This is a genomic window from Achromobacter insolitus, assembly GCF_002209555.1.
Classification (GTDB): Bacteria; Pseudomonadota; Gammaproteobacteria; order Burkholderiales; family Burkholderiaceae_B; genus Achromobacter; species Achromobacter insolitus.
This window is the reverse complement of sequence record NZ_NJIF01000009.1, coordinates 59,909-79,115: the sequence shown is the minus strand read 5'-3', so window position 1 is coordinate 79,115 and position 19,207 is coordinate 59,909. Positions and strand designations below refer to the sequence as shown.

The following is a 19,207-nucleotide window of genomic DNA, read 5'->3' as shown; positions in this document are numbered from 1 at the left end:
CCCATGACTGCACTTGCGGCGCTGGCGCCGACGCCGGCCGAGGATGATGACCTGGCCCTTGCGCATCGCATTGCGGCGGGCGAGGAAACTGCATTCGAATTGATGATGCGGCGGCACAACCGACGCCTCTACCGCCTGGCGCGCGCCACGCTGCGTAACGATGCCGACGCCGAAGACGCCCTGCAGGAGGCCTATCTGGCGGCCTACAGGCACATCGGAGATTTCCGCGGCGAATCGACGCTGTTCACCTGGCTGTCGCGGCTGTTGCTCAACGAGTGCTACGGCCGGTTGCGCAAGCACAGCCGCCGCGAGGCGCTGTTTCCCATCGCCGACGATATAGAGCATGAGGTTGATGCGATGACCATCAACGACTTCGACCCGCCATACCACGCCGCCGCCCGCGCCGAAATCAGAGGCTTGCTGGAAGCGCGGCTGGACTCCTTGCCCATCGCGTTCCGCACCGTGTTCGTGTTGCGCTCGGTCGAGGAACTGTCCGTAGAGGAAACGGCGCGCTGTCTGGACATCCCCGAGGCCACCGTCCGCAGTCGCCACTTCCGCGCCAATGCCTTGCTGCGTGAAGCGCTCGCGCGGGATATCGGGGCGGTGGAGAAGAGCCTGTTTGAGTTCGATGGGGATGATTGCGACAGGGTGGTTGCGCGGACGCTGGCGCGGTGGCGAGCATAAGCAGCCTGCGCGTTCATTTCGCGCCCCGCAACCGCAGTGCATTGAAAATCACCGAAGCCGAACTCAGGCTCATCGCCAGCGCTGCGATCATGGGCGACAGCAGCCATCCCGTGAAGGGATAGAGCAGGCCGGCCGCTATCGGCACGCCGATGCCGTTGTAGATGAAGGCGAACATCAGGTTCTGCCGCATGTTGCGCACGGTATCGAGCGAGATCTGGCGCGATGCGGCGATGCCGCGCAGGTCGCCCTTGACGAGCGTGACCTGGCCGCTGTTCATGGCCACGTCGGTGCCCGTGCCCATGGCCACGCCGACATCGGCGCGGGCCAGCGCGGGCGCGTCGTTGATGCCGTCGCCCGCCATCGCCACCACGTGGCCGTCCTTTTGCAGTTTTTCGACCAATGCCAGCTTGTCGGCTGGCTTGACCTCGCCGTGCACCTCGTCGATGCCCAGCGCGGCGCCGACGGCTCGGGCGGTGGTCAGGCCGTCCCCCGTCGCCATCACGATACGCAGGCCACTGTCATGCAGGTGCTGAATGGCTTCATGCGTGCTTGGCTTGATGGGATCGGTGACGGCGAGGATGCCAGCGAACTGCCCGTCGACGGCCAAGTGCATGATGCTGGCGCCTTCGCCGCGCAGGCGCTCGCCGTCCGCGCGCAACGCCTCGACCTGCACGCCTTCCTGTTCCATCAGGGCAGTGTTGCCCAACGCCAGGCGCTTGCCGTCCACCGTGCCGCGCACGCCGATGCCGCTGCCGGAGTCGAAGTCTTCGGCCTTGGCCAGCGCAAGGTTCTGCGCCCGCGCCGCGCTGACGATGGCGTCGGCAAGCGGATGTTCGCTGCCCTGATCCAGGCTGGCGGCCAGGCGCAGCACCTCTTCTGGTGTGTATCCTGGCGCGGCGATCGCTTGATCGAAAGCTGGCTTGCCTTCGGTCAGCGTGCCGGTCTTGTCCACGATCAGCGTGTCTACCTCGCGCATTTTCTCGATTGCCCCCGCATCGCGGAACAACACGCCCTGCGCGGCGGCACGCCCCGTGGCCACCATCACCGACATGGGCGTGGCCAGGCCCAGGGCGCACGGGCACGCGATGATAAGCACCGCGACCGCATTGATCAGCCCATAGACCCAGCTGGGCTCCGGCCCGAAGAAGCCCCACACCAGCAGTGTGGTGATTGCAACCAGCACCACGGCGATGACGAATTTTCCGGCCACTACATCCGCCATGCGCTGCATGGGCGCCTTGGAGCGCTGCGCGGTGGCAACCATTTGCACGATCTGCGCCAGCATGGTGGCGGAACCCACTTTTTCCGAGCGCATCACGAGGCTGCCGCTGGTATTGAGTGTGGCGCCGATCAGCTTGTCGCCTTCGCGCTTGGTGACCGGCACCGGTTCGCCCGTGAGCATGGATTCGTCGACGGCGCTGCGGCCTTCGGTGACCACACCATCCACCGGGATCTTCTCGCCCGGACGCACGCGCAGCAGATCGCCCACGTGCACATGGTTCAAGGGCACGTCTTCTTCACCGCCATCGGCATTGATCCGCCGTGCCGTCTTGGGAGCCAGCCCAAGCAGGGACTTGATCGCCGCGGACGTCTGCGAGCGCGCCTTCAGCTCCAGGATCTGCCCCAGCATGGTCAGCGAAATGATGACCACTGCCGCCTCGAAGTACACCGCCACGCGCCCCATCGACACGAAGGAATCCGGAAATACGCCCGGGGCGAGGGTGGCGACGACGCTGTAGACGAATGCGGCCGCCGTGCCCAGGCTGATCAGCGTCCACATGTTCGGGCTGCGATGCACGAAAGACTGCCAGCCGCGCACGAAGAACGGCCATCCCGTCCAGAACACTACCGGCAAGGACAGCGCCAGCTCCAGCCAGCTCTGGGTCGCCATGTCGAACCAGCCCAGGCGATGGCCGAACATGGCCAGGGCGGCCACGATGATCGTCAGGGGTAGCGTCGACCAGAAGCGGCGCTGGAAATCCTTCAGCTCGCTGTTGTCTTCTTCGTCCAGCGGAATGATCGGTTCCAGCGTCATGCCGCATTTGGGACAGCTCCCGGGGTGGTCCTGGCGGATCTCCGGATGCATGGGGCAGGTATAGATCGTGCCGGCAGGCACGTCAGCGGGGGCGGCAGCGGGTGCTGCTGCGGGCTGCTGCGCGGGGTCAGCGGCACTTGAGTGGTGGTGACCGTGATGCGCTTGTGGATCGCGGCCGCCATGTCCATGCGCGGGTTGATCCTGCTCCTGTCCCTTAGGCACCAGATGCATCTGGCATTTTGGGCAGCGGCCCGGCTGGTCCTGCCGGATTTCCGGGTGCATGGGGCACACGAAGAGCGTGCTTTCCTTCGACGCAGCGTCGCCGTGACGAGAGTGATTCATACCCATCCCTTTTTGAGTCCTGGTGTGATCCGTCGCGTTGCCATTATGCCGAGGCCTGATGCCTGCGGTGCGGCAGTTCTCCATGTGCGCCCAGCATCCCGAGACTCAAGGCGTACGCATTGAACAAGGAGGGCGGGGTTTTCATCGTCGGCTCCTTTGTGGTCCAAAAGTGCATGGACTCCAGTGTGGAGCGGCGACGGGGGCGTGGAGGTTACGCGTAGATTACTTTTTTGTAATGTTGGACGGGCGGCCGGGTGGGGGGCCTTATCTGTTCTCGGGCCAGCGCGTAAACACGGCATCCTGCTCCAACGCCCGCGCGCGCCAGGCATTGAGCAGTTCGGCCAGGGATTCGTGGGTGAGTCCGTAGGTTTCCGCCAGGCTGGAATTGCGGCCCACGAAATGCCGGTTGAATCCGGCTTTGCCGGCACGGTCGACGGCGGCATCGTCGAAAACGATGAGCTTGGGCACCGCGCGGCTGACGTTGGCCACGGTGAACTCGCTGGTGTCCTGCCAGCGTATCGTCCTGCTGTTCCACACGTGGCGGGTGTCGAAGCCATCGCGGCCCAGCCGCAGGGCGGTGTCGTCTTTGGCGGCGCGCACGAGCAGCATGACCGCACCGAGCAGAAAGAACACGGAGCCCGGCCACAGGATCAATTGCTTGAGCGGGGGCAGCGACTCGTGCAGCAGCATCCATAGTATTACGCCGCCAAAGGCCGCTGACAGGAAGGAGAAAACCAGCAGCTTGCCTTTCGCGGCCCTGAACTCCAATGGGCCTGGATAGCGGGCCAGCAGCGTCGTGGCCGAGCGCGACTCGCGCTGCAGCAACCTCGGCCATATCTGCAGCACGGCAGTGAGGGCGCAGACGCCGAAGAACAGTGTGACGGGAACTCCCGCCTCGGCGCCATCCAGGATCATTCCTGCGCCCAAGAAGACAAATACCACGCTGATCACCAGGCAGGCATAGGCCAATAGATTCGGTCGCGTTCGGCCGGGCGGGCGCGGCGCTGCATGGGGAGTCGGCGGTTGCGTCATGGAGATCGAGTGTAGCGGCTAGGCAGGCGGGCGTTGCGCGTTGCGCGTTGCGCATCAAAGCTTGTGCCGGGCCAGCACCTCGTCGCGCGGTCCCGCATCCACCACGCGCCCCGCTTCCATTACCACGATGGTGTCAAAGCGGTTGAGCAAGCTGGGACGGTGCACGGAGGCCACGATGCATGCCGAAGGAAACGCGGCGTACATGCGGTCGAACACCCGGCCTTCGGCTTGCGGGTCCAGCGCGCTGGTGGGTTCATCCAGCAGCAGCAAGCTGCTTCCCTGCGCGGCAAGCGCCCCGCGCGAGAGAGCCAGGCGTTGCCGCTGGCCGCCAGAAAGATTGCTGCCCCGCTCGTTCACCGGGCTGGCCAGGCCATTGGGCATGCGTTGTAGCACTTCGTCGAACACGCCGGTATGCACGGCGGCTTGCAGCGCCTGTGCATCGGCGGGTTCGCCAAAGGTGAGGTTTTCCTGCACGCTGGCTTCGAAGACTTCGGCTTCTTGCGGAATCAGCGTGGCCAGCGTGCGCAGTTCGGCCCAGGCTACCGGTTTGCCGTCGCGCAGCAGTTCGCCTTGTTGCGGCGGATAAAGTCCGGCGAGGGTGCGCAGCAGGGTGCTCTTGCCGCCGCCGCTGGCGCCGATCAGCGCTACGCGTGAGCCCCGGCGCAACACCAGGTCGACGCCATGCAGGCCGCCGCGTCCTTCGTCCGAATAGCGCCAGGTCGCGCCGCGCAACTCCAGGGTCTGCCACGGCGCGTCTGCGCGCACGGCCGGCACGGCCGCTTTGGGATCTCCGGGGGCCTGCCAAATGGGCTCGGCGCTGCTGTAGTCCGTGTGCATGCGCGAGAAACTCTGGAAGTTCGAGGCGATGGCGCTGACGACCGAGGCGGCCTGCTGGGCATATTGGTAGATCATGAAGATCGTGCCCAGCAGCAGCGCCTGGCCGGGTTCGCGGTGCCGCAGCACATATTCCACGACCAGAATCCAGGTGAGGCACATGCCTGCCAGGTCCACCACGCACCACTTGACCTCGTTGACCCACAGGGCGCGACGCAGGGGCTTCATGACGGTTTCCAGGCGGCGGCCGAGGATCTTGCGCGAGGCGGCCTGCAAGCGCAGGCCGATCACGGTGCCGGCATTGCTGATGAAGTCGAGCAAGGCCGCGACATAGCGGCGTTCCTCGTCGTTCTCGGCACGCGCCAGCCGCATCAGCGCCAGGTCGAACCGCAGCGTGACCAGGGCGATGATCAGATAGCCGGTCACGGCGACGATGCCGCTGACGTGCGATAGCAGGGTCAGCGCCACCAGCGGGCCGATGAAGTTCAGGGCGCTGTGCAGGTATCCGTACATGCCTCGGGCAAATCCCGACAGCGCGCGGCTGGATTGCAGCACGCGGTGCTGCAGGTCGCCGGAATGGCGGCCATCGCGCCAGGTCAGCGGAGCGGCCGCGATGCGGGCGTAGAGGTCGTCGGCCAGCCGCTCGCGGACATGCACGCCCACATTGCCCTCCAGGACGCGCCCCGGACCATGGAACACCCAGGACATCATGTAGCTTCCGACCAGGAACAGTATCCAGAGGCCGGCCGTGGACATTTCGTTCTGCTGCAGGGCGTTGATGGCGTGGGAGGCCAGCCAGGGCAAGGTCAGCTTTACCAACTGCGCACCCGACAGCAGGGCGACGGCGCCCATCAGTTGCCGGCGCGCGCCCTCGGCGTATTGCCATAGCGCGCGATACAACACGAGCGCGGCGCGGCCCATGCCGATGGAGGAAGACGGGGAAGAGGAATCAGGCTTCATCGCGTAAGAGGAAAGTCAGGGGGCAAGCCGTTGCCTATGCTATCCGACCAGCGCCGCCGGGGCTCCAAAGCAAAAAGCCCCGCCAAAGGCGGGGCCAAGTGCTTGAATTCATTGGTGGCCTGGGGCGGAATCGAACCACCGACACAAGGATTTTCAATCCTCTGCTCTACCGACTGAGCTACCAGGCCAACGCGAAAGTCCGCCACTATACACAATATCCGCGTTACGTGGGGGCGGGGCCGTTGCCGGACGGGGCGCGGCGGGCTTGCGTGAGCACGGCGCCCGCGTCCTCGGAAATGCTGCGCAGGTGCAGGTCGGTCTGCGGGAACGGTATCCCGATGCCCGCACGCGTCAGCGCCTCATACATCCGTGTCAGCATGTCGCTGCGGATGGACATCCACTGGTCGAAGTCGGGCGTCCACGCGCGGACGCTGAAATCCAGGGTGCTGGCGCCAAAACCCATGAAAAGCGCAATGGGCGCCGGTTGCGAGGAGACGCCCAGCGTTCCGCGCGCCACCGAGCCCAGCAGTTCGATGGCCTGTGCGGGATTCGTGCCGTAAGCCAGGCCGACGTTGATTTCTATGCGGCGGTTGCGATCCAGCATGGTCCAGTTGGTCAGCTTTTCCGACAGCAGGGTGCCGTTCGGGACTACCACGTCGGCGCCTTCGAAGGTCTTGATCCGGGTGGCGCGCATGCCGATGTCGCGCACCTGCCCCGAGGTGTCGCCGATCTCCACCACGTCGCCGGGCTGGATCGGGCGCTCGAACATCAGGATCAGGCCGGACACGAAATTGTTGACCACGTTCTGCAGGCCAAAGCCTATGCCCACGCCCAGGGCGCCGAGCACGATGGCCAGTTGGCTGGTCTTGACGCCGGCCGCCGACAGGGCGACCGCCAGGCCCAACAGGAGAACCGAGTAATAGGTCAGCGAGGCGATGCTGTTTCCCACGCCGCGGGGCAGCGGCATGCGGGCCAGCACTTCGTCGTGCAGCACCAGGCGAATGGCCCGTGCGGCCCAGAACGCGATCAGCACGGAGATCGCGAACACCAGGATGTTGCCCAGGCTGAGCGTGATGTCCCCAAGCGCCAGCGTGTACGACAGCACCTTGGTCGTGATGGCGTAGGTGGCCCGCAGAATGCGGAATCGGTCCATCGTGTACAGCGTCCAGCCCACCACCGCGGCGGCCGTCACCAGGCGGATCAACAATTGCACGAGAGGCGGGGCATGTTCGCGCGCGATGCGGAAGCGCGACACCCCCGGCCGAGCCAGCATCAATTGCAGCAGGGTGATGATGATGGTGACCCCGGCGTACAGCATCAAGCCGAAATAGCCGCTGCTGATGATGGCGCTGGTCAGCATTTCGGCCATCGACAGATTGCCGACCAGATTGGCGACGCCGGCGGCGGCCAGCAGGACCACGGCGCCCCAGGCGCTGACGCGCAATATCCGGTGCAGCCGGCCGGGCGCCTGCGTGTCGCCGCGGCGCTTGGCGCGGGCAAGCAGCCACAGCGCGGTCACCAGGGCCAGCAGGGTCATGGCCAGGTTGTGCAGGCGGTAAAGCGTTTCGCTGGCAAGGAAGAAGACGCCCAGCCGCTCCACCAGATAAAGGCCCGTGATCGCATAGGGCCACAGGTCCAGGGGTTCGCGCGTGGTCGGCGGCAACAGGCGCAGGACGGGCACCACGGCCAGCAGCAGCGCTATCTGCAGCACGATCAAGGGCGCGTCGGGCTCCAGCAGCTGCACGCCCATCATGGCCAGCAGCAGCCAGGCGGACAGCGGGCGGCCCAGCACCCGCGCAGCCGTCTCGCTCATTTCGCCAGCGCGGATGGCATGACGGCTGTGCCAGGCCAGCCAGAGCAGCAGCGGCAGCAGCACGAGCTGCAGCACGTGCAAGGCGCGCTGGTTGCTGGTGTCGGCCGCGGCGTACTGGCGGGCGAAGCGCAGTTCGAGGTCCAGGCCGCTGCGCAGATAGGCCATGGCGTCGCTGCGGGCGGTAGAGGTGAAGGTGGCGTCCCAGAGCGGTGGAGCGTCCAGTTCGAGCAGGCGGGCATCGATGTAGTTGATGGCGTCGGCGACCGCGCGTTGTCCCGCCTGGATGCGTTCTTCTACGGAGTTGGCGCGTTGGCCCAGTGCAATCTGGCGGGCGAGCGGCACCGAAAGGGCTTGTTCGGCACGCGCCAGCTGGGCGATGACGGAGTCGATACGGCCTGTGAGGGCAGGGGGCAGGTCAGCCGCGCCGGGCGCGTTCTTGAGCGCCTGCCATGCTTCCCGCCGGCGGGCCAGTTCGGCGGCATCGCTGGCGTAGGCGGCGGTCGCCTGCCGCATGTCCTCCTGCCAGCTCGCGAAACGGCGGGCGTCGAACATCCAATGCCGCTCCAGGCTTTCCAGCCGCATGATGGGCAGGGTGCGCAGCTGGGCGGGCTGGAATTGCTGGAGCTTTTCGTCGATGGACCGGGAAATCGCTTCCAGGCGCGGTGCGAGCGCGTCGGTCGGGTCGGCTCCGGCGATGCGCTCCAGGACCCCTTCGGCGTAGCGGTGATCGGTGTCCGCGCGCAGCGGAATGTCCGCCACCAGGATGGCCTGGGCCTGCGTGGTGGGTGGGGCGAGATGGGCAGGCGCCGTCGCGGCGCTCTGTCCGAACGCGGGGCCAAGCAGGCCGGCCAGCAGTGCAATCAGGCCGAATAGCGCTTTTGCTGTTGCTTGGGCGCGCATGTCGCGGCTCCGGTGGATGGAAGGCGGCGGGCTACGGAGAAGGGCGTCTTACGATATCGCGGAAGCGTGGGCGGGGGAAAGGGGCGGAAACGGCGCGCCTCTGGAACTGCGCTGCAAGCGGAAAACAAAAAGCCCAGCCGGCAAGGGCTGGGCTTTTCTGGAACGCCAACCTGCTTTTGAGCGGGTTGGCCCCCTGATGAATCAGGAGTTCCAATAATTCTGGTGGCCTGGGGCGGAATCGAACCACCGACACAAGGATTTTCAATCCTCTGCTCTACCGACTGAGCTACCAGGCCAACGAAGTCCGCAACTATACACAATTTTTGAGGCTTGCGCCAGCGTAGGGCAAAAATCTTTGGGTACCGCCGTCCCCGGCAGGCCGCAACCCTCGGACTGTTGGGCGGACGGCACGAAAGGTGCGACCCAGGGTCGCGCCCGAGGGCAGAACTGGCCTGGGGATAACCCGCAGGGGTATAATCGTTAGCGGTCTGACGCTGCGGACTGGTTTAGAACCCCCGGTTTGGAACCCCCGGTTTGCGGCGCCTCGTTCTTAGTGGCAGTACTTAACGCTTACGCACGGATGGCCCGGCCATCCCTTCTACATGTCGGTAGCTGTCCTTGCCTTCGGTCTGAATCACACGTCCGCGCCGGTTTCGGTCCGCGAACGCGTGTCCATGCCCGTCGATCTGGTGAAGCCCGCGCTGGAAGGCCTGCGTTCGGCATTCGGCGGCTCGGTCCGCGAAGCCGCCATCCTGTCCACCTGTAACCGCACCGAAATCTATTGCGCAGCCGACGGCCACGTGGCCGATCAACTGCCCGCCTGGCTGGCTGATTACAACCGCCTGGACGCCGGCACGCTGCGCCCGCATCTCTATCGCCATCACCAGGACGACGCCGTGCGTCACGCTTTCCGCGTGGCCAGCGGCCTGGATTCCATGGTGTTGGGCGAAACCCAGATTGTGGGCCAGATGAAGGACGCCGTGCGCGCCGCCGGCGAAGCCGGATCGCTGGGCACCCTGCTGCACCAGATGTTCCAGCGGACCTTCTCCGTGGCCAAGGAAGTCCGGTCGCAGACCGCCATCGGCGCGCAGTCCGTGTCCATGGCCGCCGCCGCGGTGCGCCTGGCCGAGCGCGTGTTTGGCAATCTGGACCAGGCCCGCACGCTGTTCATCGGCGCGGGCGAAATGATCGAATTGTGCGCCACGCACTTCGCCGCGCAGCGTCCGCGCAGCATGGTGGTGGCCAACCGCACGGCCGAACGCGCTGAAGTCCTGGCCAACCGCTTTGCCGCCAGCACCATGAAGCTGTCGGACCTGACGGACCGCCTGTCCGAGTTCGACGTCATCGTGTCCTGTACGGCAAGCTCCCTGCCCATCCTCGGCCTGGGGATGGTGGAACGGGCGACGCGCCTGCGCCGCCACCGCCCCATGGTCATGATCGACCTGGCCGTGCCGCGCGACATCGAACCCGAAGTCGGCCGCCTGGACGACGTCTACCTGTATTCGGTGGATGATCTGGGCCGGCTGGTGCAAACCGGCACCGACGCGCGACGCGCGGCAGTGGTGCAGGCTGAAGCGATCATCGAAACCCGTGTCCAGGGCTTCATGCACTGGATGCAATCCCGCGAAGTGGTGCCTGTCATCCGCGACCTGCATCAGGCCGCCGAAGACGTGCGCAGCGCCGAGCTGGAACGCGCCCGCCGCCTGCTGGCGCGGGGCGAATCGCCGGAGGCCGTGCTCGAGCAACTGGCCCACGGCCTGACGCAAAAGTACCTGCACGGCCCGCTGGCGGCTTTGAACCGCAGCGAAGGCGACGACCGCAAGCAACTGCTTGCCTGGATGCCGCGCCTCTTTCCCGGCCGCGACTCCCGCCGTTAGCGACTCTGCCCTACGCCCCGCCTCCTGGCGGGCGTTCGTCTTTTGGGCGCCCGCTATCCGCTTTCCCGCTTTTCTTTTTGGTCATTCCCCATGAAATCTTCCATGCGCAGCCGGCTGGAGCACCTGTGTCACCGCCTCATCGAGGTCGACGCCCTGCTCGCCGAACCGGAGACCGCGTCCGATATGGACCGTTTCCGCAAGCTTTCGCGCGAACGCGCGGAACTGGAGCCCGTGGTCGAGGCGTTCACCGCCTTCGCCCGCACCGAAGATGACCTGGCCGCGGCCCAGGAAATGCTGTCTGATCCGGACCTGAAATCCATGGCCGAGGACGAGATCAAGTCCGGCCGCGCCAAGCTCGAGGAACTGGAAGGCGCGCTGCAATTGCTGCTGTTGCCACGCGACCCCAACGACGGGCGCAGCGTGTTCCTGGAAATCCGCGCCGGCACGGGCGGCGACGAAAGCGCGCTGTTCTCTGGCGACCTGTTGCGTATGTACACGCGTTACGCCGAACAGCGCGGCTGGCGGGTGGAGCTGATGTCCGAGAGTCCGTCCGAGCTTGGCGGCTACAAGGAAGTGATCGCGCGTATCGACGGCGACGGCGCCTATGGCCGCCTGAAATTCGAATCCGGCGCGCACCGGGTGCAGCGCGTGCCCGCCACCGAGGCGCAGGGACGCATCCATACCTCGGCGTGCACGGTCGCGATCATGGCTGAAGCCGACGAAATGTCGGAAATCGTCATCAACCCCAGCGATCTGCGCATCGACACCTTCCGCGCCAGCGGCGCGGGCGGCCAGCACATCAACAAGACCGATTCGGCGGTGCGTATCACCCACCTGCCAACCGGGCTGGTGGTGGAGTGCCAGGACGACCGCTCCCAGCACCGTAACAAGGACAAGGCCATGCAGGTGCTGGCCGCGCGCCTGAAGGACAAGGAAACCCGCGAACGGCAGAGCAAGGAAGCCGCCGAGCGCAAGAGCCTGATCGGCTCGGGCGACCGTTCCGAGCGCATACGCACCTATAACTTCCCGCAAGGCCGCGTGACCGACCATCGCATCAACCTGACGCTGTATAAGCTGCAGCAGATCATGGAAGGCGATCTGGAAGAGTTGACCGGCGCGCTGATCTCCGAACACCAGGCCGAGCAGCTGGCGGCCCTGGGCGACGACATCTGAGCCTGCCCATGACACCGCCCCAGCTGAAAAGCCTGCTGCTCGATACGCGCCTGCCACGCCTGGAAGTGCGCATGTTGCTGGAGCACGTGCTGGCCAAGCCACGTGCGTGGCTGCTGGCGCACGACACGGACCCCTTGCTGAGCGAGACGGCTGCGGCCTACGAGGCCTTGGCCCAGCGGCGTCTGGCGGGGGAGCCCATGGCTTATCTGGTGGGCCATCGTGAATTCATGGGCCACCGCTTCCGCGTGACGCCGGATGTGCTGATTCCACGCCCAGACACCGAAGTGCTGGTGGAAACCGCGCTGGAATGCCTGGCCGGCCTGGCCGCGCCGGCGGTGCTGGATCTGGGCACGGGCAGCGGCGCGATCGCGATTTCTATCGCCTTGGCGCGGCGCGATGCGCGGGTGATGGCGTCGGACCTCAGCGCGGCCGCGCTGGCGGTGGCGGCCTCCAACGCCTGGGACCTGGCCGCCTCCGTGCGCCTGGTCGAAGGCAGCTGGTATGACGCCGTGCCGGCGGGCGAGGGCTTCGACCTGATCGTGTCCAATCCCCCCTATGTCGCCTGCGACGATCCCCACCTGGATCAGGGCGACGTGCGTTTCGAGCCGCGTGGCGCGCTGACCGATGAAGCGGGCGGCCTGGAAGACCTGGCCCGCATCATCCAGGGCGCGGGCCGCCACCTCAAGCGGGGCGGCGCCCTGTGGCTGGAGCACGGCTGGGACCAGGCGCAAGCCGTGCGGGACCTGCTGGCGGGGGCCGGATTCCAGGATGTGCACAGCCGCAAGGACCTGGCTGGCATCGAGCGGATTTCCGGCGGCCGGCTGTCCGCCTGACCGGATTCCCGGTGCGGGGCCCGGGGTATCCGGGCGGATTTCCCCGCTGTACCTATAATTGGCGTATTCCGTTATGCCTGTCCAAGAGACCACCATGAGCGACGTTCAAGAATTCATCCGCGAAACCGTGACCCAGCACCCCGTCGTGCTGTTCATGAAGGGCACTGCCCAATTCCCGCAATGCGGCTTTTCCGGCAAGGCCATCCAGATCCTGAAGGGCTGTGGCGTGAAGAAGCTGGTCACCGTCAATGTGCTGGAGGACGACGAAGTCCGCCAGGGCATCAAGGAATTCTCCAACTGGCCCACGATCCCGCAGCTGTACGTGGCCGGCGAATTCATCGGCGGCTCGGACATCATGAACGAGATGAACGAATCCGGCGAACTGAAGACGCTGCTGGACCAGTCCGGCGCCACGGCCTGATCAGTCCATGCGGCGACTGGTCATCGGCATCACGGGCGCCACTGGCTCCCTGTACGCCGTGCGCATGCTGCAGGCATTGCGCGGCGTGGACGATGTCGAAACGCATCTGGTGGTGTCGGCGTCCGGCGTGCTTAACATCAAGCACGAGCTGGACGTCAGCCGCCACGATGTCTATGCCCTGGCGGACCACGTGCACAGTGTGCGCGACGTGGGCGCTACGCTGGCCAGCGGCGCGTTCCAGACGGCCGGCATGGTCATCGTGCCGTGCTCCATGCGCACCTTGGCAGCGGTGGCTCACGGCCTGTCGGATAACCTCATTACCCGCGCCGCGGACGTTACCCTCAAGGAACGCCGGCGCCTGGTCATGATGGTGCGCGAGACGCCTTTCAACCTGGCGCACCTGCGCAACATGACTGCGGTCACCGAAATGGGCGGCATCGTGTTTCCGCCGCTTCCGGCGTTCTACCACCGGCCCGCTTCCATCGAGGAAATGGTGGACCACACCGTGGCGCGGGTGCTGGAGCTGTTCGATATCATCGTGCCCGGGCCGCATTGGGAAGGCATGAAGTAACGATCGCTGCATAAAAAAGAGCTCCAGTCCGGAGCTCTTTTTGTTTGCGCGACGGCGGCGGGTTGTTGACGCCTACACCGTTGCGATCGGGGTGACCGGCGATCCAATGGCGTGCGGCAGACGCAGGGGCGGGGCGGTCAGCATGAAGTGGTGGCGGCCGTTGGCATGCAGCCAGTCCGCCAGGTCCTTCAGGTACCAGAGTTCCGCCAGCGGCAGACCCAGCTTGAACAGGCAGTGGTGATGCAGCGGCAGCATGGCGCGCGGGCCGGTCTTTTCGCGCGCGGGGTAGGCTTCCACGGCGTAGTTGTCGGCGCAGATGGCGGCAATGCCGCTGTCCGTGATCCATTGCAGCAGCGCTTCGTCGGTGCCGTCCAGCGCGGCGCCGTAGGTGTGCAGCGTTTCGGCGTCGGGCTTGCCGTTCATGGCAACGACCGCTTCCGCGTAGCCGGTGCGCAGCACCAGCATGTCGCCCGCTTCGACGCTGATGTTGTCGGCCTTCAGCACGTGCATCAGTTCCGCGTGGCCGATCAGCGTGCGCCCGGGGCCGTAGTGGCGGAACAGGTCCACCAGCACGCCGCGGCCCTGCATGCCTTTCTGTGCCAGGTTTTCGACACCCAGCTTCAACGCCGCGGACGGGCCGCCGCTGTTGCAGCCGCAACCGGTGTGGTCGCCGTCGGCCGGGCCGATGACATCCACGCCGGCCTGGTAGCCGTTGTAGTAGCGGAGCTCAGCCTTGCCGTCGCCATCGGCGTCGAACAGCGCGCCCACGTGGGCCAGCGCGTCCCATTGCGTGGAGTACTGCATGGACAGCAGTACCTGGTCGTCGCTCAGCACATCCACCGCGTCCGGGTTGACGTTGCGCAGCGGGAAGTTCAGGTAGGGCGTGTCCGCGAGACGCGTCGGGCTCAGCTGCGGCGGATGGCGGCGCGGGTTGAGCACGTTGCCGCCGGGCAGGTCCAACGGCAGCGACAGGCAGAAGGTCTTGCCGGCGCGGATTTCTCGCGCGCCTTTCAGGACCTGTTCTTCGGTGATGAGGTTCAGGCGGCCGAGTTGGTCGTCGGGTCCGAAGTCGCCCCAGTTGGAGCCTTCGGGCCGGTTTTTCCAGCGCTGCATGCCGTTTACCCCTTCAGGAAGTCGACGACCGCGCGGGTGAAGGCTTCCGGTTGCTCCCAGTTCGAGATATGGGAGGTGTTCAGTTCGACATAGCGCGCGCCAGGAATGGCTGCGGCCAGTTCACGGCCTTGGGCCGGGGTGGCCGCCAAGTCGTGCGTGCTGCTGATGACTAGCGTGGGCGCCTTGATCGAGCCTACCTGCTCGCGGAAGTCGGCGTCGCGCAGCGCGGCGCAATTGCCCGAGTAGCCGGCGTCCGGCGTGCGGCGCAGCATGTCGATCAGGACCTGGGTCAGGCCGGGCTCCGCGGCGCGGTAGCTATCGGTGAGCCAGCGCTCGACCAGCGCGGGCGCCATCTTTTCCAGCGTCTGCTCGGCGACCGCGGCGATGCGGGCGCTCCAGCCTTCGGCCGAACCGATACGCGCGGCCGTATTGCACAGGATGAGCTTGTCCAGCAGCTCGGGACGCGCCAGCGCCAGCCACAAGCCGGTGGGGCCACCCATCGACAGGCCGCAGAAATGCGCGCGCTTGATGCCCAGGTGGGCCAGCAGCTCGGCCACATCGTTGCCCAACTGCTCGAAGCTGTATTCGCCTTCGGGGAGGGACGACTTGCCATGGCCGCGGGTGTCGTAGCGCAGCACGCGGAAGTGCTTGGTCAGTTCGGGGATCTGGCGAGCCCACATGTCAGCGCAGGTGCCCAGCGAGTTGGAGAGCACGAGCACCGGCGCGTCGGCGGGGCCATCGATGACGTAGAACAGCCGTGCCTGGCTGAGATCGGCGTAAGACATGCGGGTTTATTCCTTGCGATTACAGATGGCAGACGCCGTCGACGTAGGCCTTGCGCCAGCGCGTGATGGTCACGCGTTCGAAGAGGTCGGCCTTGGAAAACGGATCGGCGTCGATGAACTGCTGCGCGGCTTCGCGCGTTTCCAGGGCAACGATGTACAGGCCGCCGCCGGCGTCCTTGCCGTCGTCCTGCAGCTTGGCGCCGCAGGCCAGCAACAGCTGCTTGTTCGCGTCCAGGTATTCCAGGTGCGCGGCGCGATGCTGCTGGCGCACTTCCTGGTGGCCGGGCTTGTCGAAGGTTTCGATGATGTAGGGCATCGGCCGCTCCTGATCAGATTGCCGAGGGGTGGCGTGCCAGCGCCGTGACGTTGATGTCCATGTACGGGAACAGCGGCAGCGACGACAGCAGCGTGTGCAGTTCGTCGTTGCTTTCGACGTCGAAGATGCTGACGTTGGCGTAGCGGCCGGCCACGCGCCACAGATTCTTCCACTTGCCGTCGCGCTGCAGTTGCTGCGCCAGGGCCTTCTCATCGGCCTTCAGCTTGTCGGCGCGCTCGGCGGGCATGTCGACGGGAAGATTGACTTGCATTTGAACCATGAACAGCATGATGACTCTCTCCAGGAATGCCGCTCCGGCCGGGCCGGAGCGCGGGATCACGAAAACTCAGCGGGAAAACTTCAGCGGCAGGCCGGTCAGGCGCAGCAGCTCCTCGGCAGTGGTGTCGCCGAACATGTCGATGACGGTTACGCCGTCGGCGCGGATGTCGAACACGGCCACGTCGGTGTACACGCGCGATACGCAGCGCACGCCGGTCAGCGGATAGGTGCAGGCTTCGACCAGCTTGCTCTGGCCTTCGCGGGTCTGCAGTTCCATCATCACGAAGACGTCCTTGGCGCCGATGGCCAGGTCCATCGCGCCGCCCACTGCCGGAATGGCGTCGGGCGCGCCGGTGTGCCAGTTGGCCAGGTCTCCATGCTGCGACACCTGGAAGGCGCCGAGCACGCAGATGTCCAGGTGGCCGCCGCGCATCATCGCGAACGAGTCGGCGTGATGGAAGAACGAGCAGCCCGGCAGCTCGGTCACGGGCTGCTTGCCGGCGTTGATCAGGTCGTAGTCCTCGTCGCCCTTGGCGGGGGCTGGGCCCATGCCCAGCATGCCGTTTTCGGTGTGCAGGATGACTTCACGGTCGGCCGGCAGATGGTTGGCGACGAGTGTAGGCAGGCCGATGCCCAGGTTCACGTAGGCGCCTTCAGGAATGTCCTGCGCGACGCGGGCGGCGATTTGGTCGCGGGTCAGTTTGGTGCTCATTGCTGCTCCTTGGCGGCCGGGGAGGCTTGGATCTGCACGACGCGTTTCACGAAGATGCCGGGGGTCACGACGGTTTCGGGGTCCAGCTCGCCCAGTTCGACGACTTCGCGCACTTGTGCCACGGCGACACGGGCGGCGCTGGCCATGATGGGACCGAAGTTGCGGGCGGTCTTGCGATAGACCAGGTTGCCCCAGCGGTCGCCGCGCTCGGCCTTGATGAGCGCGTAGTCAGCATGCAGCGGATACTCCAGCACGTACTGGCGGCCGTTGATCTCGCGGATTTCCTTGCCGTCGGCCAAGGGCGTGCCGTAGCCGGTGGGCGTGAAGAACGCGCCGATGCCGGCGCCGGCGGCGCGGATGCGCTCGGCCAGGTTGCCCTGGGGCACGAGCTCAAGCTCGATCTTGCCGCTGCGGTACAGGCCGTCGAAGATTTGCGAGTCCACCTGGCGCGGGAACGAGCAGATGATCTTGCGCACGCGGTTGGCGCCCAGCAGGGCGGCCAGGCCGGTGGTGCCGTTGCCGGCGTTGTTGTTGATGATGACCAGGTCCTTGGCGCCCTGCTCCAGCAGTGCGTCGATCAGTTCCATGGGCTGGCCGGCAGTGCCGAAGCCGCCGATCATGACGGTGGCGCCGTCGGGTACGTCCGCCAGGGCGGCGGCCGCGCTTGCAACAAGCTTAGAAATCATGATGTTTGCTCATAGGTGGCGTGTCATAATTTGTTCTTAATTAGAACTTTCGTTCTTCTGAAGAACATCGTTTCATGGGGATGAGCCGAGCGTCAAGGCGAGCCGGCGCGGCGTAATCTCCATTTACTCTTTTTGCGGTAGACGGATGGCCGAGCAAGATACCCAGCAACCCAGCGACAGCTACGTGCAGTCCTTCGCGCGCGGCTTGTCCGTGATCCGGGCTTTCGGCCCCGACCGTTCGCAGATGACGCTGTCCGAGGTCGCGGCGGTGACAGGGCTGACGCGCGCCGGCGCGCGCCGTATCCTGCTGACGCTGGAGCACCTGGGCTACGTCACCGTCGACGACCGCAAGTTTTCCCTGACCCCGCGCATCCTGGAACTGGGCTATGCCTACCTGTCCGGCACGCCGCTGTGGAACCTGGCGCTGCCGTACATGGAAGAAGTGGCCGAGCAGACGCGCGAGTCGTGTTCGGTGTCTGTGCTGGAGGGCGCGGACATTGTCTACATCCTGCGCCTGTCCACGCACAAGGTCATGACGATCAACTTGGCCGTCGGCAGCCGCCTGCCGGCCTGGGTGACCTCGATGGGCCGCGTGCTGCTGGCGGGGTTGACGGAGCCGGAGCTGGACCGGGTGCTGGCGCAGAGCCAGATCCAGTCCTATACGCCGCACACCGTTACCGATATTGCCGAGCTCAAGCGCGTGCTGGCCCGCGTGCGCGCCGACGGCTACGCCTGCGTCGCCCAGGAGCTGGAGCCGGGGCTGCAGTCGGTCGCGGTGCCCATCATGGACCGCAGCGGCCGCGTGATCGCCGCGATGAACGTCAGCGGCCACGCCAATCGCTTCACGCGAGAGGAAATGCTTGAGGCCTTCCTGCCGCCTCTGCGCCGCGCGGCCGACCAGATCAACCACGCCCTGCTGCGCCGCTAGGCACGCCAGGGGGCGGAAGAGGGTGGCTGACGTGCGCATGGCGGGCCTCAGATGGGGGCGACGCCCAGCGTCGTGCCGCCGCAGACGTACAGCATCTGGCCGGTGACGAAGCCGTTGTCAGGCGACAGGAAGAACATCGCGGCGCGCGCCACGTCTTCCGGCGTGCCCAGGCGCTTGACCACGATACTGTTGATGATGCGTTCGGTTTGCGGCGCGCCTGCCGGATTGCTCTTGGTGAAGAGGTCGGTGGCGATGGGGCCCGGTCCGATGGCGTTGACGGTGATGCCGTCGCCGCCCAGTTCCATGGCCAGCGTGCGGGTCAGGCCGACCAGGCCCGCCTTGGTGGCCGAATAGACCACGCGGTCCGGCTTGCCCAGCGCGGCGCGCGACGACATGTTCACGATGCGGCCGAAGCCAGCCTCGCGCATGGCGGGCAATGCCGCCTGCACCAGGATCAGCGCGGTGCGCAGATGCAGGTTGACTACGTAATCCAGGTCCGCCAGCGTGGCCGTGTCGGCCGTGCCGGGGCGCGTCGCGCCGGCATTGTTGACCAGGCCCACAATGTTGTAGGCCTCGGTCACTTCCCGGGCGACTTCCTTGGTGCGGGCTTCGTCGGTCAGGTCCGCCTGATACGACACCAGTCCCGCGGGCGGATTCTCGGGCAGCTTGTAGTCGATGTTGACGACCTTATGCCCCGCATCCAGCAGCATGCGGATGATCGCCGCCCCGATCCCGGCGCTGCCGCCGGTCACGAGATACGCAGTAGGTTTGCTCATATCAGTTCCCTATTCCAAATTCCAACGCAGGCTGAAACGCTGCCGGTACTAATTCGTCTGTCCTCTCCCCTGGCGGGGACACCGCCAGATCCGGCTTTGCCGGTCTGCAGGTGTCGTCCCCAGGGGCGGCGCGCGTA

18 protein-coding genes and 2 tRNA genes are annotated in these 19,207 nt (G+C 66.0%); 7 read left to right on the top strand and 13 right to left on the bottom strand.

Annotation, left to right across the window (positions count from 1 at the left end):
- Positions 1 to 3: 3 nt before the first annotated feature.
- Positions 4 to 684: an RNA polymerase sigma factor gene (locus CEY08_RS23455; RefSeq protein ID WP_076816534.1), complete on the top strand. Its 681-nt coding sequence runs from the start codon at positions 4 to 6 to the stop codon at positions 682 to 684.
- Between the two features lie 13 nt (positions 685 to 697).
- Here the strand turns inward: CEY08_RS23455 and CEY08_RS23450 are convergent, their stop codons facing one another.
- From CEY08_RS23450 to CEY08_RS23425, 6 genes are all read right to left on the bottom strand, one after another.
- On the bottom strand, positions 698 to 3,061 hold the full coding sequence (locus CEY08_RS23450; RefSeq protein WP_408609554.1) for a copper-transporting P-type ATPase: 2,364 nt from the start codon (positions 3,059 to 3,061) through the stop codon (positions 698 to 700).
- 264 nt (positions 3,062 to 3,325) lie between these two features.
- Positions 3,326 to 4,003 carry a hypothetical protein gene (locus CEY08_RS23445; protein WP_126389670.1) on the bottom strand — a complete coding sequence of 226 codons (678 nt, stop codon included), beginning with the start codon at positions 4,001 to 4,003 and terminating at the stop codon, positions 3,326 to 3,328.
- 144 nt (positions 4,004 to 4,147) lie between these two features.
- Positions 4,148 to 5,887: an ABC transporter ATP-binding protein gene (locus CEY08_RS23440; RefSeq protein ID WP_223306411.1), complete on the bottom strand. Its 1,740-nt coding sequence runs from the start codon at positions 5,885 to 5,887 to the stop codon at positions 4,148 to 4,150.
- A gap of 112 nt (positions 5,888 to 5,999) precedes the next feature.
- Positions 6,000 to 6,075: transfer RNA gene (locus CEY08_RS23435), tRNA-Phe, on the bottom strand.
- 35 nt (positions 6,076 to 6,110) lie between these two features.
- A complete protein-coding gene (locus CEY08_RS23430) occupies positions 6,111 to 8,600 on the bottom strand; it encodes a mechanosensitive ion channel family protein (protein WP_063961161.1) in 2,490 nt (829 codons plus the stop codon).
- 220 nt (positions 8,601 to 8,820) lie between these two features.
- Positions 8,821 to 8,896, bottom strand: a tRNA-Phe gene (locus CEY08_RS23425).
- 306 nt (positions 8,897 to 9,202) lie between these two features.
- Between CEY08_RS23425 and hemA the strand changes: the two genes are divergently transcribed.
- The 5 genes from hemA to CEY08_RS23400 all read left to right on the top strand — a co-directional run bounded on the left by hemA (position 9,203) and on the right by CEY08_RS23400 (position 13,475).
- Complete coding sequence (hemA, locus tag CEY08_RS23420; protein ID WP_042796220.1) at positions 9,203 to 10,477, top strand: glutamyl-tRNA reductase; 1,275 nt, start codon at positions 9,203 to 9,205, stop codon at positions 10,475 to 10,477.
- A gap of 90 nt (positions 10,478 to 10,567) precedes the next feature.
- A complete protein-coding gene (prfA, locus tag CEY08_RS23415) occupies positions 10,568 to 11,650 on the top strand; it encodes a peptide chain release factor 1 (protein WP_042797529.1) in 1,083 nt (360 codons plus the stop codon).
- Positions 11,651 to 11,658: 8 nt separating this feature from the next.
- Positions 11,659 to 12,483 carry a peptide chain release factor N(5)-glutamine methyltransferase gene (prmC, locus tag CEY08_RS23410; RefSeq protein ID WP_076816527.1) on the top strand — a complete coding sequence of 275 codons (825 nt, stop codon included), beginning with the start codon at positions 11,659 to 11,661 and terminating at the stop codon, positions 12,481 to 12,483.
- 94 nt (positions 12,484 to 12,577) lie between these two features.
- Positions 12,578 to 12,904, top strand: a complete 327-nt coding sequence (gene grxD / locus CEY08_RS23405; RefSeq protein ID WP_042797530.1) for a Grx4 family monothiol glutaredoxin — start codon at positions 12,578 to 12,580, stop codon at positions 12,902 to 12,904.
- 7 nt (positions 12,905 to 12,911) lie between these two features.
- Complete coding sequence (locus CEY08_RS23400) at positions 12,912 to 13,475, top strand: UbiX family flavin prenyltransferase (protein ID WP_054457626.1); 564 nt, start codon at positions 12,912 to 12,914, stop codon at positions 13,473 to 13,475.
- Positions 13,476 to 13,547: 72 nt separating this feature from the next.
- On the opposite strand, the gene CEY08_RS23395 is transcribed toward CEY08_RS23400, so the two are convergent.
- The 6 genes from CEY08_RS23395 to CEY08_RS23370 are packed head-to-tail and all read right to left on the bottom strand — an operon-like array spanning position 13,548 to position 17,366.
- Complete coding sequence (locus CEY08_RS23395) at positions 13,548 to 14,588, bottom strand: cyclase family protein (protein ID WP_042796224.1); 1,041 nt, start codon at positions 14,586 to 14,588, stop codon at positions 13,548 to 13,550.
- 5 nt (positions 14,589 to 14,593) lie between these two features.
- Positions 14,594 to 15,373 carry a 3-oxoadipate enol-lactonase gene (gene pcaD, locus CEY08_RS23390; protein ID WP_076816525.1) on the bottom strand — a complete coding sequence of 260 codons (780 nt, stop codon included), beginning with the start codon at positions 15,371 to 15,373 and terminating at the stop codon, positions 14,594 to 14,596.
- Positions 15,374 to 15,392: 19 nt separating this feature from the next.
- Entirely contained in the window at positions 15,393 to 15,689 is a 297-nt protein-coding gene (locus tag CEY08_RS23385; RefSeq protein ID WP_063641344.1) for a YciI family protein, read from the bottom strand.
- Between the two features lie 13 nt (positions 15,690 to 15,702).
- The gene (gene catC / locus CEY08_RS23380; protein ID WP_042796227.1) at positions 15,703 to 15,978 is read right to left on the bottom strand and encodes a muconolactone Delta-isomerase; all 276 of its coding nucleotides are present in this window, start codon (positions 15,976 to 15,978) and stop codon (positions 15,703 to 15,705) included.
- A gap of 57 nt (positions 15,979 to 16,035) precedes the next feature.
- Entirely contained in the window at positions 16,036 to 16,680 is a 645-nt protein-coding gene (locus CEY08_RS23375) for a 3-oxoacid CoA-transferase subunit B (RefSeq protein WP_076816523.1), read from the bottom strand.
- The gene (locus CEY08_RS23370) at positions 16,677 to 17,366 is read right to left on the bottom strand and encodes a 3-oxoacid CoA-transferase subunit A (RefSeq protein WP_042796229.1); all 690 of its coding nucleotides are present in this window, start codon (positions 17,364 to 17,366) and stop codon (positions 16,677 to 16,679) included. The genes CEY08_RS23375 and CEY08_RS23370 overlap by 4 nt, the downstream gene beginning before the upstream one ends.
- 145 nt (positions 17,367 to 17,511) lie before the next feature.
- On the opposite strand from CEY08_RS23370, the gene CEY08_RS23365 reads away from it, so the two are divergent.
- Positions 17,512 to 18,294 (top strand): IclR family transcriptional regulator, encoded by a 783-nt coding sequence (locus CEY08_RS23365; RefSeq protein WP_042796230.1) that lies wholly within the window; start codon positions 17,512 to 17,514, stop codon positions 18,292 to 18,294.
- Positions 18,295 to 18,341: 47 nt separating this feature from the next.
- On the opposite strand, the gene CEY08_RS23360 is transcribed toward CEY08_RS23365, so the two are convergent.
- The gene (locus CEY08_RS23360) at positions 18,342 to 19,070 is read right to left on the bottom strand and encodes an SDR family NAD(P)-dependent oxidoreductase (protein WP_042796231.1); all 729 of its coding nucleotides are present in this window, start codon (positions 19,068 to 19,070) and stop codon (positions 18,342 to 18,344) included.
- Positions 19,071 to 19,207 lie beyond the last annotated feature (137 nt).